This is a genomic window from Nostoc sp. FACHB-892, assembly GCF_014698795.1.
Lineage (GTDB): Bacteria > Cyanobacteriota > Cyanobacteriia > Cyanobacteriales > Nostocaceae > Nostoc.
Genome location: NZ_JACJTR010000081.1, coordinates 1 through 15,652 on the forward strand (window position 1 = coordinate 1; position 15,652 = coordinate 15,652).

Below are 15,652 nucleotides of genomic sequence, written 5' to 3' on the forward strand. Positions count from 1 at the left end.
TAATTTCATTTTTTTACCGCTTTCTATTTTATATAAATTTTAATTATATTAATGGTAGCTTTTGTTACTCCAATCTACGCAGGTCAAAGTTAGCGATCGCTCCTTGGGAAAACTTTGCGATTTACTGAGTGTAGCGACCACTGCTAAGATCGGTTTTGACAGAACTAGCGTACATTCGGTCTACTACACTCTTTCAATATACAAGCGTAAGTTTGTGTACGATTGCTACGCTACCACAACGCTTATATCTAATCAGGTTGAATAATGAACTTGGAAGAAGGGTTACAAATTTTAGATGCAGTTGTCTTTAGCAAAATCAACAGACATTTGAAGGATGTGGAAATAATTGTTCTTAAAGGCTCATGGCAAGGTTTGAATTATGATGAAATTGCCAGCAATGAAGGTTATGCAGCTAAGTATCTCCGACAAGATGTAGGTTTCAAGCTGTGGAAGTTACTTTCAAAAACATTAGGGGAAGAGGTTAATAAAACTAATTTTCGTGCAGCGATGACGCGTTTGCATAGCCTCTCCTCTGGAGAATCATGCTTTCAGGAGCAAAATACTTCTAGCGCGACCAATCGTCAATTTGTGCCAGAATACCCAGCAGGCTCAGTACCTCTAAATTCTGCATTTTATATTCAGCAAATGCCAATAGAGCAACGCTGTTATGAAACGATTCTCCAAGCTGGTTCTCTCATTCGAATTAAAGCCGCTACCCAAATGGGAAAAACATCCCTGTTTGATAGAATTATTGCTTACTCACATCAGGAAGGATATCATACAGTACGTCTCAACTTGTTGCAAGCAGAAGCAACCGTTTTTAGTAATTTGGATAAATTTTTGCACTGGTTTTGTGGTTATGTGAGTTACAAATTAAAATTACCTGCTTTGTTGAATGAATCTTGGGATGAGTATCGAGGTAGCATTATTAATTGCACTACATATTTTGAAGATAATATTTTATCTGAAATTAATAGCAATTTAGTTTTAGCATTAGATGAAGTAGATCGAGTTTTTCAATATCCTGAAATTTATCAAGGTTTTTTTGCTATGTTACGCAGTTGGCATGAAGAAGCTAAAACTGTGGAACTGTGGGAAATGTTACGATTAGTTATAGTACATTCTACTGAAAATTATGGTTCATTGGATATAAATAAATCGCCATTTAATGTAGGGTTAGTAGTAGAATTAACTGAATTTACTCAAGCACAAGTAACAGACTTAGCTCAACGTCACCAACTTGATTACAATATCACTCAAGTGCAGCAATTAATGTCGATCTTGGGAGGACATCCCTATTTAATTAGATTAGCACTCTATCACCTTGCACTTGAGGATATCACCTTAGAAAATTTATTACAAACTGCTCCTACTAATGCAGGGATTTATGAAGCACATTTACGGCGGTTTTTGCATACTTTTAAAGTAAATACTAATTTAGCTGTGGCATTTATGCAAGTAATTACCGCTACAGAAGCAGTTGAGATAGAAACAATACAAGCATATCAGCTATACAGTATGGGATTAGTTAAGAGAGTAGGCGATAAATTAATCCCAAGGTGTCAGTTATATCAAAAATATTTTCGGGAACACTTATAGACTTAGGGATTTCCGGCGTTGCATAATAGCTGTTCACGCAGCAATTATGCTCGTTATAGCGTTTTTTGGTTTAGTAAGGTACAAGCGTATTAGCAACTGAAAGCCATACGTCGTGAGGTTTTGTCTGACGCTGACATTAATCTGTTAACCGACAGTACTTCTACCTCATCCCATAAGTAAAGCCCTCATAATGGGGTAAATATAGTCTAGCTGACATTAGGGGTGTGCGACATGAAAGTTGTGTATTAGGTGCATCCGCACTATGAGACTGAGAGGCTGTCCTCTCCAAAGACTTCCTTCTCTCTGTCCCTACGTAAAAGCAGTATTTTTCGTTTTATAGAACGGATTTTATCGATATTTTATAAAACTAAATATTTAAAACTAAACTTATACTTTTCTAGCTGGAGAATTAACAAAAAATTATGATTCAAAACAAAACTTTGTATGAAAAGTTTTGATTGAACCGTAAAATGAGTATTACAGAACAGTAATGAATTATAGTATTCAAAGTTAGTGTTGTTCGCCCCGACGATCTGCTCAATTTACAGATTATAAGGTAGAAATCTGCAAATTGAAACGAGCCTGCGTCAAACTCCTGTTTTAATCCAGAAGACACAACAGTAATGAATTATGGTATTCAAAGTTAGTGTTATTCGTCCCGACGATCTGCTCAATTTACAGATTGAAGGTAGAAATCTGCAAATTGAAACGAGCTTGTGTGAAACTCCTGTCTTAATTCCAGAAGACACAACACAGATTGCCTATCTGATAGTTCATTTTCCACCCCAAACCATTGCAGAAGAAGCGGTTTATGAATCTAGACAGGACTTAGAAATAAATCCACCTCCCACCTCTACAAACGATCCAAAAGATCCAGAGAAGTTGCGTCGTGAAATTAGACTGCCGGAAAATGTATTTGACCCTCCCGTGCGTTCCAGAATTGGGCAACCTAGCCGCTTGGTCTTCCAACTTCCAGCCAACACTAATCCTCGCATTCCTTATACAATAGAAGGATTGCTAAATTGGACGGGGTTAGAGTTGAATGTTTCACAAATCGCCGCCATCCGGGCAACACCCACCGCAGAGGAGCGAGGCAAAGCTCCTGCAATCAGTCCTCCCACTGAGCTAGAAACAGCAATCGAAATACCCTATCGCCTGATTTTGTCGCCAAATTCAGATGTTATCTGGCAACATGCCGTTCATACCGTAACCCACGCAGGGCGTACCGAACTTTGGCACACGCGATTAACCCATTCAGGGAAAGAAAGTGGGAATGAACAGAAGAATGAAACACAGCAATCATTAGAACTTTCTAGAGTGAATCCGGCGCTGCTACGTGCGATTTGGTCGCCCGACTATGTATCCCAGCCTTCAAATCCTGAAACCACATTGCCTTGGCCAATCTTAGGAAAACTTGATGAATGGGCAGGACGCCCTGTGTTAACGGCAATGAATGCCCGCGATCGCCATGAAATCGTTATTCTCACTTCGGCTTTTTGGGGATTTGTCAAAAGTAGAACGGATTGGGCTACCTATGAACCGCAATCTATTCAAGCGGAGCAGGTCATGTTGTCAGCACTAGGGGGATGGTTGAAGTCCCGTGGTAATTGGAAACCCCCAACAGAATGGATTTTAATACGACCGTCCCCCAATCCCAACTTAACTGAATCAAGTACCTTAGCATCTTTCAACACGATGCCAGAAGCTTTGAGCCAAGCGCCGTCTCTACCAAATTTGACGACCTTGCTCGATCCAACTTTACTTAATTTCCCTTTCCCCCTCCCTCCTTTGCAATTGGGAGATTTTGGAACCGATTTAAATATTTCTGAATGGGTGCATGTGGCAACCCAAGGACGCGATCATTATGTGCAAATTGTCTACGAGGGATATCTTTATCCTTTTGGGCATCAGGCTGCATTAATTAAAGTGACGGAGCGAAAGTTTAGAGAAGTCAATGGGGCGCCGTTCGCTTACCTGGTACAACGGATGTTCATTGTGGTTCGACAGATCTTAAAGGATTACACACTGGAGAACGATGACCAGGAAGCTCTACCTTACAACGGGTTTGCTATGCCGCTTAAACAGGTTCGACTGACGACATTAGTGACCCCCGATATTGACCCTCCGAGTCTGCTAAATGGGACTGATTATTCTTTTTGGGTGAGAGTGGGCAGTCAAGATTTCAAATTTCATGCAGTGGGTCAAGATGTGCAGAACCAACATCAAGTTGATTTTACGACAGCATTAATTTTTGTACCTGGAAGCGATGCTGCAATTTCTGATAGGGTTAACACAATTCGGGAGCTTTATAATCAATCAGGGGATAGACGCGCTTGTGAGGTTCCAGGACAGGCATTGACTTATGCGGAGCCAAATGGGGATAGTAGCGATAATACAACCTTAACTACGCAAAAGCTCTATTTTGATACTGACAGTGAGGCTAAGGCTAAATTCATTCCTAAACTCGATAAAGCTGTAGTCAACTTAGCCACAGTCGAGCAACTGTTGGACACAAAGGCGCCTGTGGAAATAAAATACTATAAGCCTTACATTGATGCCGGGAAGTTTGACGAGGGAAATGAAGTTTTTGCAGAATTACTTACTAAATTCCCGTCTAGGTTTTCGGCGGATAAGGCTGGTGGAATTGCTACGCCCGATTTGTCAATTAAAGGCTTGACGCGGAAATTGGGGGCAATCGCCGGAGATTTAGCCAAAGCTGCTACCGATAACTTTGATCCTCAAGATTTCTTCAGTGATCTAGCCGAAACCGCCAAACTGTTTGGCAAGCTGAAGCTAACAGAACTAATTGCAACAGGTAGTTTTAGTAATGCCCCCAATATCGAGTTCTTTCCAGAAACCACACCGCCTTCTGTCAGGCTGGATTGGCAACCCGACATTCTGGATTGGCCACCTGAAGGGACGCCTGTGAGTTTCTTTCAGTTCAAAAAAGAGCATGATTCTATTCTCTCCATTCAAGGAACCGTAGAGCAACCTGTGGATGGAAATGCAGGACGCTCGCTTTTTACAGGAAATCTAACGAATTTTTACCTCGAATTCTTTAATATCGTCAAACTTAGTTTCGATGCCTTTCGGTTTAGTTCTGTAACAGGGCGAAAAACGGATGTCAACGTTCAACTTAAGGGTGATAATGCACTGGAGTTTTTGGGCGACCTGAAATTTGTTAATGAACTCAAAAAGATTATTCCTCCTGGATTATTTGGTGATGGTTCTAGTTTAGAACTTACGCCCCAACCTGGCATTCGAGCTGGGTTTTCCATTGGCTTGCCTCCCGTAGAAGTAGGTGTGTTTGCACTTAAAGATGTTGCCCTAGGAGCATCTTTAACATTGCCTTTCCTCAACGGTAGTCCGCTGTTTGACTTCAACATTTCAGAACGACAGCGACCCTTTAATCTCACCATTGCCTTTTTTGGTGGGGGTGGGTTCTTTCGATTACAGTTAGACACGTTAGCTGTACGTATTATCGAAGCTGCCTTCGAGTTTGGTGCCTCTGCCTCGATAAATCTTGGAGTGGCAAGTGGTGGCGTTTACATCATGGCGGGTATTTATTTCAAATTGGAAACTAAGCCTGATGGTAACAAAAAGGCAACGCTAACAGGTTTCTTCCGCATGGGTGGTAATTTGACGGTACTGGGAATTATTTCTGTATCGCTGGAATTTAATCTTAGCTTTACCTATGAAGCAGTGGGCAAAGCAACGGGTCGGGCAACTTTGACGGTGAAGATAAAGATATTATTCTTCAGCAAATCTGTTGAAATTAGTGTAGAGAAGACCTTTGGAGGCGGGGAGGGCGACCCAATGTTTGCTCAGGTCTGGGATGTACCTGAGATATGGAATGAATATGCAGGCGCTTTTGCGTGAGGACAGTAAAAAATGGCGAACCAAACAATTTTATTTACCGTAATGCCGCGTGGTATCAGCGTCGATCCTGAAACATTACCAGTGTCCGTATATGTTTCTCCCCGCCTTTTTGGTGATAGCGATCAAGCTCAACTCCGAGAATTTCCAGACTGGCTGAATTGGACTTCACTACTGCAAACCAGGGGTATGAGTCTTACCTTTCGCTGTGAAGGAGTTGATTTTACAGCGGCTGTAGCAACTGACCACCTCCAACCGTCTCTTTGGAATGCTCTGTTTAAACCGGAGACATTAGTACGATCGCATACTTTTGACAACTATTCTGAACACCAGATATTTTCTTATTCCAATCGCAACACGCTGTCTTTGCTAAAGGGATTGTATCAACAAGCAGGTATTGAATTAGCATTACCAGAGAGCCGCGATCGCCGAGATCGCGAGGAACAGAGCAATTATGAGAAATTGCAAGACTTAGTAACCGGGCTAGCAGTTAACTGGAATGACAATTTGCGAGACCGTTACCGAGATGGTGGAAGAGAAAGTTTAAGGAACTTGCAAGAAGCAATACGGAAGATGCCCTTGGGGACAGATGGGTTATATCAAACTGCCATGAATTGGGCGCAATTGGCAAATGTGCGATCTGCTGTGGCTCAGGAGTTTGAAGTTTATCACCGTCTACCACCAGGACAACCGATAGCTGATAATCCCCCCGATTTTGATAACCTGCTGGATTTTCATCTCTGTTTGAGTTCGCTCAATTCCTACCCAGAATTATTGCGGGCACTGGGATTAGTACTAGATTTTGAACTGCCCTTAGAAGCGGTTCCTGTCAGCGATGGGGGGCGCATGAGCGTGATTGCAGCTACGCCTAGCTGGGAGTGGAGCATTACTACCCGCATTACGCCACTGGAAACAGCCTACGTCCATGTTGTTTTTGGTACAAGTCCCCGCTATTTCCGGACGCAGGACAATTACAACCAGGCAGAAGCCTTTGGTGCCTTTGGTGCCTTCGGTGTGTTGAATTTTGACCCTCAACAATTTGGGTTAGCACAGGTGGATGTAGATGGGGGAATGCACAAGACGATTATGCTGGCTGAAACGGTACAGAAACAACAAGATGAAGATGGCAATAATATTATTGACCCTATAGAGGCTCCCCATCCGCAGGTGTTCGATCCCTATGCGACACTACCGTCTCTCAGATCGGGAGGATTCTCGCTGTTTGCCGACGAGCAGGGGGAAAAATTATTGCGCTCATTTAAAGATTCCAAGGCGTTTCAAGATGCAACCGACTTGCAACAACCTCAGCCCCATCCTTTCTTTGCTCAAGATTTAACCCACGGCTATCGCTTAGATGTTTGGGATAGCCACACCAACGCTTGGCATTCGCTGCACCGACGCAATGGGGTTTATAGTATTGAAGACCAGCAACTAACCACCACTAACGAAGAAGGGTTTGTAGAACTGGCCGTTGCCCAACCTGCGCCCGATCCGACTCAAGCCCCTCAGAAAGATATTTATGTGCATGAGACATTTGCTCGATGGGCGGGTTGGAGTTTGAGTGTGCAGTTTCCTGGTAAAGTCCTATCAAGCGACCCTGATCCAGCTAATGTTCTCGACCAGCCTAGTTCCGAGCAAAACCAACCCGTCACCCCATTTAAGATGACGACAGATTTTAAGGTGGTCAGTGGTTCTCTGCCAAGTCTGCGATTTGGAAGGTGCTATCGGTTTCGTGCGAGGGTCGTAGATATTTGCGGTAATAGTCTTAGTCTTGATCATCCCTTGTTGGAATCTCTTTTGAAACAGATGATCTTGCCTCAAGATAACCCTTGCACTCCAGACGTCGAAAGCTTTGCCTATCTGCGCTACGAACCTGTGATTCCTCCCCAAGTGGTGCTACGCGACGAACGAGGTGTCACCGCTCCCGGTTCGCAGTTAGACCGACTGGTGATTCGCACCTTCAACAGCGATCCTAGCCTTGACAACAGTGCAGCTGATTTAACGGCGAGCGATCGCCATATCCTACCGCCTCGCACCAGCGTCGAACTAGCCGAACGCATGGGCATGTTGGACGATGCCACGGGCAAACTTAACTCCAGCCCCGCCCTGTATAACTTATTAGCAGCCAAAGACGGCGTCGAATTGAATCAAATAAAGGTGTGGGTGGCAGGGCAAGAGCAGCAATTTCCCCTGGAAGCAAGTGAGCGCATCGATAGTTTACCCTATATTCCCGATGTGCTGGCAAGAGGTGCCGCACTGCGCGACCTACCCGGTACGCCTAATCAAAGCCTTGGCATGGTTCTGCCTGGAACGGAAGCCAACACCGTCATTTCCTACCACCAACTTGATGATCCAAACCCACGTCCGGGTTCTGCCACCCTAGTCAGTTTTGGCGACGAGGGAGACTGGCAAACTCTCCAACCCTTTCGTTTGGCTTTGGGCGATGGCAATGCGTCTCCAGCTTGGGATGCCCAGAACCGGGTTCTTACCGTCTCCTTGCCAAAGGGAACGAGTGCAGTTGTACCTCTAACCAGTTATTTATCTCCCCAAGACCTCTCCCTCATGGGGGTCTGGCAATGGCTGCGGGAATATATCGACTATAAAACGGTTGTCGATCCTGATCGCGCTCAATTTAGCCCCTGGTTAGAAGTAGATCGCATTGCCCATATCCTACAGCGTTCAGTTGAAGGGGGGCATTGGATGCTAACTCCACCCCAACTCCTTAACTTGGTTCATGCAGTGCAGCAGCCTTTGGGGATACCAACATTCACTGCCATTCCCATTCAACATGAACCTTACAACGAGTTGCGTCCCGATGACAATCTACTGCAAGCTCCTCCCGAAGTAGGAGTAATTCGCACCGCTATCTATCGTCTTGCCTCTAACTCTACCGAGTTAAACCCGATTACCGCATGGCGCAGACCTGGCTCCACGGATGCCTATTTATTAGGGGGATTACAGATTCATGGGGCTAGCACGGCAAGGGTAGATATTTTAGCAGAATGGGATTATCCTGTGGATGATGTTAACCAAGCGGCTCCAGGCTCTATCCACCGAGCGATGCCCGTGGAGAGAATACCAATTCTCCAACTGCAAACCGGGGAAATTCGGGTTACACCTGACAATCGTGCTGTTAGTTATTATGATGCAGCCCAGGATCTGCTCTGTTTTGTCCGGCAGGGCGATCGCCTTGGCAATTTGGGCGATTTAACAGACTACACCATCAGTATTTTAATCGCCAAGGAAGTAATCCCTCTCGACAAACAAAAGGGGTTGATAACCTTCACTGACAAAGATGGCGATCGCATCTCTCAAGATGCGGCACCCCGCCATCAAATCAACGATACCAAACATCATCGGATTCGCTATTGCGCTGTTTCGACATCCCGTTACCGTGAATATTTTCCTCAAGAGCAGGACGATCCACTTAACCCAGGCACAAAAATAGCGGTTGATTTTACACGCAAGAGCCAGCCTGTGACTGTAGATGTGCCAGCATCCAGCCGTCCGGTTGCGCCCCAAATTGCCTACGTGATTCCCACCTTTGGTTGGCAGCGTCAAACTCAAACTAACCTCAAGCGCAGCGTCCGCTTTGGGGGTGGATTGCGCGTATATTTGGAACGCCCCTGGTTTTCATCAGGAGAGGGGGAATTACTGGGCGTAGTGTTATACAACTACACAAATGGAGTTGATCTGGCTAATACCCAGGAGCGCGACAGATGGAAATCCTTTATTACCCAATGGGGGAACGACCCAATTTGGCGCACTCAAGGCTTATTCCAAGGTCAAGTTCCTTCTACGGAAGATTTTGTGGATGCTGTAGCCCAAGAAACATTCCTCAGCCTAGAAGAAGACGCTACGAAACGAGTGAATGTCGTAGGCTATGCTGTCGCTTTCGACGCAGAACGACAGAAATGGTACTGCGATCTCAGCGTTAATGCTGCTTCTACCTACGCCCTGTTTGTCCGGTTAGCGCTAGTCCGCTATCAGCCCTGCGCTTTAGAAAATGCCAAACTGTCGCGAGTGGTGCTGGCTGATTTTGCCCAATTGAGTAGCGATCGCGCCGTTGTTGTAACGGCAGACCCTTACCATCCTCGCCAACTGCAAGTGACAATTTCTGGCGCCAAACCCGAAGGTCCTCTCCCGCAAATTGTACCTACTCCAACGCAATCGGTGGAAACCTCCACTCAAATTGAGGTGGAATTGCAGCAAAGAGATGACTTAATCGATAGCGATCTTGCATGGAATACGATTGCCATTGTTCCATCCGCAGTCCCGCCCTCCGCCGACCCTACAATTCTCTGGAGCGGTAAGGTTCTATTGGCAGAAAACCCGACCCCCGATTGCTTTCGCCTGCTGATCCGCGAATATGAATATATTTCTGCAGAATACACAACCAACCCAGACGGCACTACCAATCCGGCAATCCCTTCCGATTTTACTACCGAAACCAGGATTATTGGCTCTGCTCCTCGCCGACTCATATATGCCGAAACGATTGCAATTGATGCAGCCCTGATTTCACAAGCCCCGCCAGAAACTAGGCGGACAAAACTCGACGAAAGCTTATGATGGCAATCACACCGCCATCATAAGCAATAGAATTTGAACAATTTATTTTTTGGAGTTTTCTTAGTATCAGGATTATTTAGGAGTCTGAATTATGGCAAATTTTCAACAAGCTCCGGGAAAAGTTTACCCTGGCTTCAATGCAGATATCAATCAATTTAAAATTCCATTAGGTAATGATTCTTGGAAAGGTTCAATTTTCCGAGACATCGCACTTTGGGGAGGAGACGATTTTGGCAACCCATTAACATTAGTGCTAGACGATCCAAACTTGGCAGCTTTTCGTGAATTAAACTCACCCGGAAACAATCTTCGTGTTTTTCGGTTCTATGGTCAATCGTCTGGTGAAACGGTTCTTCGAGCTTTTTCTTCAGATGGTAGAGAGCTTATTACGCCATTGAATATTTTGGTCACCGGTACTGAGGCTGGGTCTGAAAGCCTCTCTAACTTTTTAGGAGGAGGACGAGAGGATACAGCAAGGGCAATTGTTGAAGAGTGCAGACGGCACGGCATTACCCTTAAAACGCAATTAGCATATATTTTAGGAACTTGTGAGCATGAGTCTGCATTTCGTCCAATTCGTGAAAGTTGGGTGTTAACCCCAGAGGAAAGGGCTACTCTGGAAACTGCCGAGGAAGGACGCAAACAGAAACTATCATACTATCCATTTTACGGACGAGGATTTATTCAACTGACTCATGAGCCAGCCTACAGTAAATTTGCTACACTGCTGGATATTGATCTACATGATGACCCCGATCTTGCACTGCAACCAAATGTTGCGCTGTTTGTCACTGCCTATGGAATGGCTCATAGTCAATTCGGACAACCGTTATCAAGATACGTTAATGAATCACAAACCGATTTCATAGGTGCCCGAAATTCAGTAAACTCAGGCGATAATCAAGCTAATCGTGAGAAAATAAAACATTACGCTGAAACATGGTTAAATCATCCAGTTTTAAGTGTATGAGGCTTGAGTAAAGCAATCCTGGGTAGATAAGCGTGAGCGTGTTAGCAGGGGGTAATTAACCTGAGTTCGGGATAAGCTGAAACCCTTATTACACCGTTGCTTGATTCTGAGATATGTCAACGTGTTTGTGTCGTTTCCGTCAACTAACGCTGAATAAATCTTCTTAACCCGAACTGACGTTATGTTAGCGTGTTGAATACGAGAATGAAGCAGATTTTCCAGAACTTACTTTTTTTATAGAAGCCCTTGGTACAAATCTGCCCAGCTTTGTCTCAGAGAATCGATACATGACTGTAGAAACTGAATTTGAGTTCTGCGAGCCACTTGCATGACAGCATCAATATGAGCAGGGCTGCCAGCTTTGCCCAAATGCTTATATTTAATCGTAGATATAGCGAAGACACTGTTGGCGAATTCAGTAACGCCTATGCTCGGTTAGTTAATTCAGCAATGAAACGATTAAGAGCTTTAAGTGCCGTTTTGTATCCAGTGGCTTGCTTACCTAAGTTCAGTTCCAACAAAATGCGATCGCTTCCAGCGGGCGGGTACGCCATCGCGTAAAGTTTCAAGTGCTTGTAGTTGGGGTAGTAATGTGGTTGACCTTTTTTGATCCCCCTCATCCGGTGCAATACACGGTTGAAAGTGTTCTTTTTCCCGTGTAATACTTGGTAAAGTATTGTCCTGCACAATTTGTTCTAAATAGTCAGCCCTAGTTAAACCGTTATATTCTGCTGCAATACCCAAAGTTTTCCAAGTTTCATCAGTGAGTCTAAGAGAACGGACTAAACGGTAGTCGTCATTTTTGATTGCAAACTTCCCTTGATATCGCGTTTCATCAAAAATTACCCATGTATTACACCGTAAGTTTAGGCAATTTTCAGAGTCTAGCCAACCGTGTATTATATGGGTAAGAAGATTTTTTAATTAACAGGGGTTTTTAATAATCCTTTTGACTGTAACTGGCTCAAAAGTATGCCCAGTAGCTATTGCTCCATACCAGAGTTAACCAACCGAGTCCGAAACTCAGATAAAATGGAGAAATCAAAGCCACTGTCTGTTAACGGTAAACTTAAGGCATATTTCTAGTCAATTCGCGCCCGTACTGCGTCTGCTGCTTGTCGGTCTGATAAATTTTCCACAAACTACATTACACATATTAGTGCTAGTCCCCAAGGGGACTCTGCTGGTTGCCTCCTTGGCGAAAACAATTCTACAAAAGTTTCATCTTCATAAATACAGCCCAATGTATCGCGTATCTGTAGGTAAATATTTCCCTTAGGAAAGGCAGCACGAGCCACCTGTACAGTTTCAAGGGGTATGTCAGGTATATTTTGGGGATGTATCGACATAGTGACTCATGCCCAACTGTAGGAATTTATTGTTGATCCTACTCCTTTTTGAGATGTCCTATTTGAATTCGCCAACAGTGTCTTCGCTAAATCCACTCCAATTTATATCGCTTCCTATGCGATCGCTCGCGCATAAACTTCTTCCAGCAAAGAAACCAATTCATCTACCCAGGACGGGGTAAATAATCCATCTGGATCTTGTGGTGTAATGTCGGTGAATGGGGATTCATAGAGGAGTGCTGCATCCATAACGCCGTGTTCGGTTAAGTGGTTCACAATCATATTTGCAAACTCAATCTGATTAGAGTTAAACTTTTTGCCAGATATGAACCTAGTAGTCCACCAAGGTAATTTTGCTAGGTAAGACCCTCTGAGTGATAAACTAGTCAAAAAAGGGGTTGAGCATGGCAAAAAAGTATATTGTAGATTTAAGCGAAGATGAAGTTTTACAATTGCAAGCAATCCTCAAAAAAGGAAAGCATAAAGCAAGAACTATCACCCGTGCAAACATTCTTTTGATGGCGGCTGAGGGAGAAACGGACACGGCGATCGCTGCCACAGTGCGAGTTCATGTTGCAACGGTGGAAAGGACAAGAGAAAAGTTTGTTATTGGCGGATTAGAGTTTGCTTTAAAGGATGGGGAACATCCACCAAAACCTAAAAAACTAGATGAAAAGCAAGAAGCATATTTGATTGCGACTGCTTGTTCTAATCCGCCAGAAGGAAGAGTGCGTTGGACAATGCAATTATTAGCAGATCAGTTGGTGAGTCTTGGGATAGTAGATTCAATTTCTGACGAAACAGTACGTCAAACTTTAAAAAAAATGAAATTAAACCTTGGTTGAAAGAACAGTGGTGTATTCCAGAAGTAAACGCAGAGTTTGTGTTGCGGATGGAAGATGTATTGGACTTATATAATGAGCAGTATAATCCAAAAAAACCTGTACTTTGCTTAGATGAACGCCCATATCAATTAGTAGAAGAAGTAAGACTCCCAATACCCGCAGAACCAAAACAGCCTGAGCGTTATGATTATGAATATAAACGCAACGGAGTCGTAAATTTATTTGCTTTTTTTGAACCAAGAGCCGGGTGGAGACATATTGAAGTCACACAGCGTCGTACACTCATTTGACTTTGCTAAACAGTTAAAAGATTTAGTAGATGTTTATTATCGTGATGCTGATGTAATTCGTTTAGTAGTTGATAATCTAAACATTCATACTCCAAGCGTTTTATATGAAGTTTTCTCTCCACAAGAAGCACGCCGCATTATTCAAAAGTTAGAGTTTCACTATACTCCTAAACACGCAAGTTCGCTGAATCAAGTAGAAATTGAATTATCTGTTTTATCTCGCCAATGTTTAGAACGGCGTATTCCTAATGCAGAAACATTAACTTCTGAGATTGCCGCTTGAGAGAAACAACGTAATCAACAAAAAGCCAGTGTCTATTGGGGTTTTCAGACCAAAGATGCTCGCCAAAAAATGCAGCGTTTATATCCAAGTATAACCTAGCAAAATTGCCTTGGCAGACTACTAGAAGGAACTGTCCGTTTTTGGCGGCTATAAAAGGACACTCCTCATTCACTACTCATCTCTGCCCTGCTTTAACCAAATACCATACCGCAGAAGAATTTTACCTGCAAACGATACCTTCTCTTCTCTTCTCTTTCAGAGACGCACTCGCGTTCGAGAGGCAATGCCTTTCCTGCGGAACGCATTCGCGTTCGACGAACGCCACCGGTTCATAGCGGGTACGCCATCGCAGAGTGGCGATATATGCAGATATAAATATAAAGACTTTATTAAATCACTACCCAGGTAAAACAGGTAAAAAATGGGTAGTTCTCCGCTATCTTTAACCAAGCGATTCAGGGATGATTATTTCTATAGAAAAGCGCTGGCACAAATTTTCGGCTGGCATTTAATAAACCTCATATAAAGCAAAGCCCTGAACTTTTATCGGGGCTTTTTAAATTTAACCTTATCAATTGCAACAAGTATCGAGTTATATCCTTTCATTCTTTCATTGAAGCGATAAGCCATTCCGGCAACGTCTTCTCTACCAGACGCAGTTCGCGTTCGCTTACCGCTTTCATACAATGAGGTAATTTTTGAATTGCTGCATTAACAATCAAGTTTACTTTGGCTGCTTCCACACAAGGTTGTACTCCCTTTCGACAGCTGCCAGCAGCTTTGCTTGCAAGGATGACAGATACGGTTTAGCTTGTTTCCCCAACCCCTGCAACAGCCAATCCACAGAAGAGTCACGGCTGGCCACTTGATGCAACTGTCGTAACCTCACACATAACTGCTGCATGAATTGGCAATCTTCATCAAGCAATTCTAGTAACTTCAGGTGTTCAATCTTCACGGTGTAGTCGCCGTCCCATGTCTGGACTGTACAATTGTATTTCCCAACGTGGCTGACTACTCCCCAATAACCCGTTTTACCTCTCAAGTCTGGGTTATCTTTGGGCAGAAGAATGCATATTTCCCCAATGTGGTAAGGATTGGGTACTTTCGGACTTTCGCGTATCCTGTCCACGACGTCTTTCACGATCCGACCGGATGGAATCTTATTGCCAGCTTGCTCTACTGCCTGCTGCCATACATCCGCTTGCACAGCCGGTTCCAACTCAGCTTTTGCCAAAAACCGCAGTTGTCGTTCGTTGGCCGGCATTGGAATTTGCTGACCATTGGTCGGCAAAAACTTAATTATGATTCTCGTAAACAGCAGTAGCCGAAATCTTCAAGTACGCTGCATCACGGCTGTAACCAAAGCGTTCGCGGCAGTATTCCTCAAAAGTTCGGTGCGTGGAACGGTATAGCCGCCTGTCTCTCAACTCCATTAACGCCTGACCAGCTTCTAAAAATGCACGTTCTACACGGCGTTCCAATTGAAAGCGTAAGCTTTGTTCTTGCTCGGTCAACTCTTTTACTTCAACAGCCGTCACTGTGATAGTTGCTGAAGCTGGGTTTTCGTGCAAAGAAGTATTTTCCTGAGCAGGGTCGGTTGCTAGCTTTGGTTCCTCAGATGTCGCGGGGGTAATTTTCTTGCGTTTAGATGGTGGTTTATTCATTATTCCACCTCCAGGCTGATAGTAGTTGAACAAATATCGAGTTGTGTCATCATTGAATATAGTGTTTCTTATCTGTATCCGCTCAATAAATCGGGGTAGTGCAAAAAATAAAAAGTAGATAGATGCACATAGCGCCGTAGAATATATCACATGGCGCAAAAGCAATCTCCAGAAAAACAAGTAGAGGCATTATTGCAAACC

The 15,652-nt window shown here is 44.0% G+C and carries 9 protein-coding genes and 2 pseudogenes; 5 read left to right on the forward strand and 6 right to left on the reverse strand.

Going from position 1 to position 15,652, the window contains the following annotated elements:
• The first annotated feature begins 264 nt into the window (after positions 1-264).
• The 4 genes from H6G96_RS38005 to H6G96_RS38020 all read left to right on the forward strand — a co-directional run bounded on the left by H6G96_RS38005 (position 265) and on the right by H6G96_RS38020 (position 11,017).
• Positions 265-1,599: an AAA-like domain-containing protein gene (locus H6G96_RS38005; protein ID WP_190919479.1), complete on the forward strand. Its 1,335-nt coding sequence runs from the start codon at positions 265-267 to the stop codon at positions 1,597-1,599.
• A 630-nt stretch (positions 1,600-2,229) separates the two neighbouring features.
• Complete coding sequence (locus H6G96_RS38010) at positions 2,230-5,478, forward strand: hypothetical protein (RefSeq protein WP_190919480.1); 3,249 nt, start codon at positions 2,230-2,232, stop codon at positions 5,476-5,478.
• Positions 5,479-5,490: 12 nt separating this feature from the next.
• The gene (locus H6G96_RS38015; protein ID WP_190919483.1) at positions 5,491-10,047 is read left to right on the forward strand and encodes a hypothetical protein; all 4,557 of its coding nucleotides are present in this window, start codon (positions 5,491-5,493) and stop codon (positions 10,045-10,047) included.
• A gap of 91 nt (positions 10,048-10,138) precedes the next feature.
• The gene (locus H6G96_RS38020; RefSeq protein WP_190919485.1) at positions 10,139-11,017 is read left to right on the forward strand and encodes a hypothetical protein; all 879 of its coding nucleotides are present in this window, start codon (positions 10,139-10,141) and stop codon (positions 11,015-11,017) included.
• Positions 11,018-11,515: 498 nt separating this feature from the next.
• Here the strand turns inward: H6G96_RS38020 and H6G96_RS43015 are convergent, their stop codons facing one another.
• From H6G96_RS43015 to H6G96_RS42710, 3 genes and pseudogenes are all read right to left on the reverse strand, one after another.
• On the reverse strand, positions 11,516-11,761 hold the full coding sequence (locus tag H6G96_RS43015) for a hypothetical protein (protein WP_190919487.1): 246 nt from the start codon (positions 11,759-11,761) through the stop codon (positions 11,516-11,518).
• 242 nt (positions 11,762-12,003) lie between these two features.
• A pseudogene (locus H6G96_RS42005) lies at positions 12,004-12,366 on the reverse strand (transposase); the annotation flags it as partial.
• 114 nt (positions 12,367-12,480) lie between these two features.
• Complete coding sequence (locus H6G96_RS42710) at positions 12,481-12,828, reverse strand: type I restriction-modification enzyme R subunit C-terminal domain-containing protein (protein WP_347242339.1); 348 nt, start codon at positions 12,826-12,828, stop codon at positions 12,481-12,483.
• Between H6G96_RS42710 and H6G96_RS38040 the strand changes: the two are divergent.
• Positions 12,771-13,883: pseudogene (locus tag H6G96_RS38040) on the forward strand (IS630 family transposase). The gene H6G96_RS42710 and the pseudogene H6G96_RS38040 sit on opposite strands and share 58 nt — an antisense overlap.
• A gap of 503 nt (positions 13,884-14,386) precedes the next feature.
• Here H6G96_RS38040 and H6G96_RS38045 read toward each other — a convergent pair.
• Genes H6G96_RS38045 through H6G96_RS43025 form a run of 3 tightly spaced genes read right to left on the reverse strand, consistent with a single transcriptional unit; the run spans position 14,387 to position 15,451 of the window.
• Positions 14,387-14,527: a hypothetical protein gene (locus H6G96_RS38045; RefSeq protein ID WP_190919491.1), complete on the reverse strand. Its 141-nt coding sequence runs from the start codon at positions 14,525-14,527 to the stop codon at positions 14,387-14,389.
• Positions 14,509-15,051 (reverse strand): hypothetical protein, encoded by a 543-nt coding sequence (locus H6G96_RS43020; protein WP_347242340.1) that lies wholly within the window; start codon positions 15,049-15,051, stop codon positions 14,509-14,511. Before H6G96_RS43020 ends, H6G96_RS38045 begins: the two co-directional genes overlap by 19 nt.
• A 31-nt stretch (positions 15,052-15,082) precedes the next feature.
• Complete coding sequence (locus H6G96_RS43025; RefSeq protein ID WP_347242341.1) at positions 15,083-15,451, reverse strand: hypothetical protein; 369 nt, start codon at positions 15,449-15,451, stop codon at positions 15,083-15,085.
• Between the last annotated feature and the right edge of the window lie 201 nt (positions 15,452-15,652).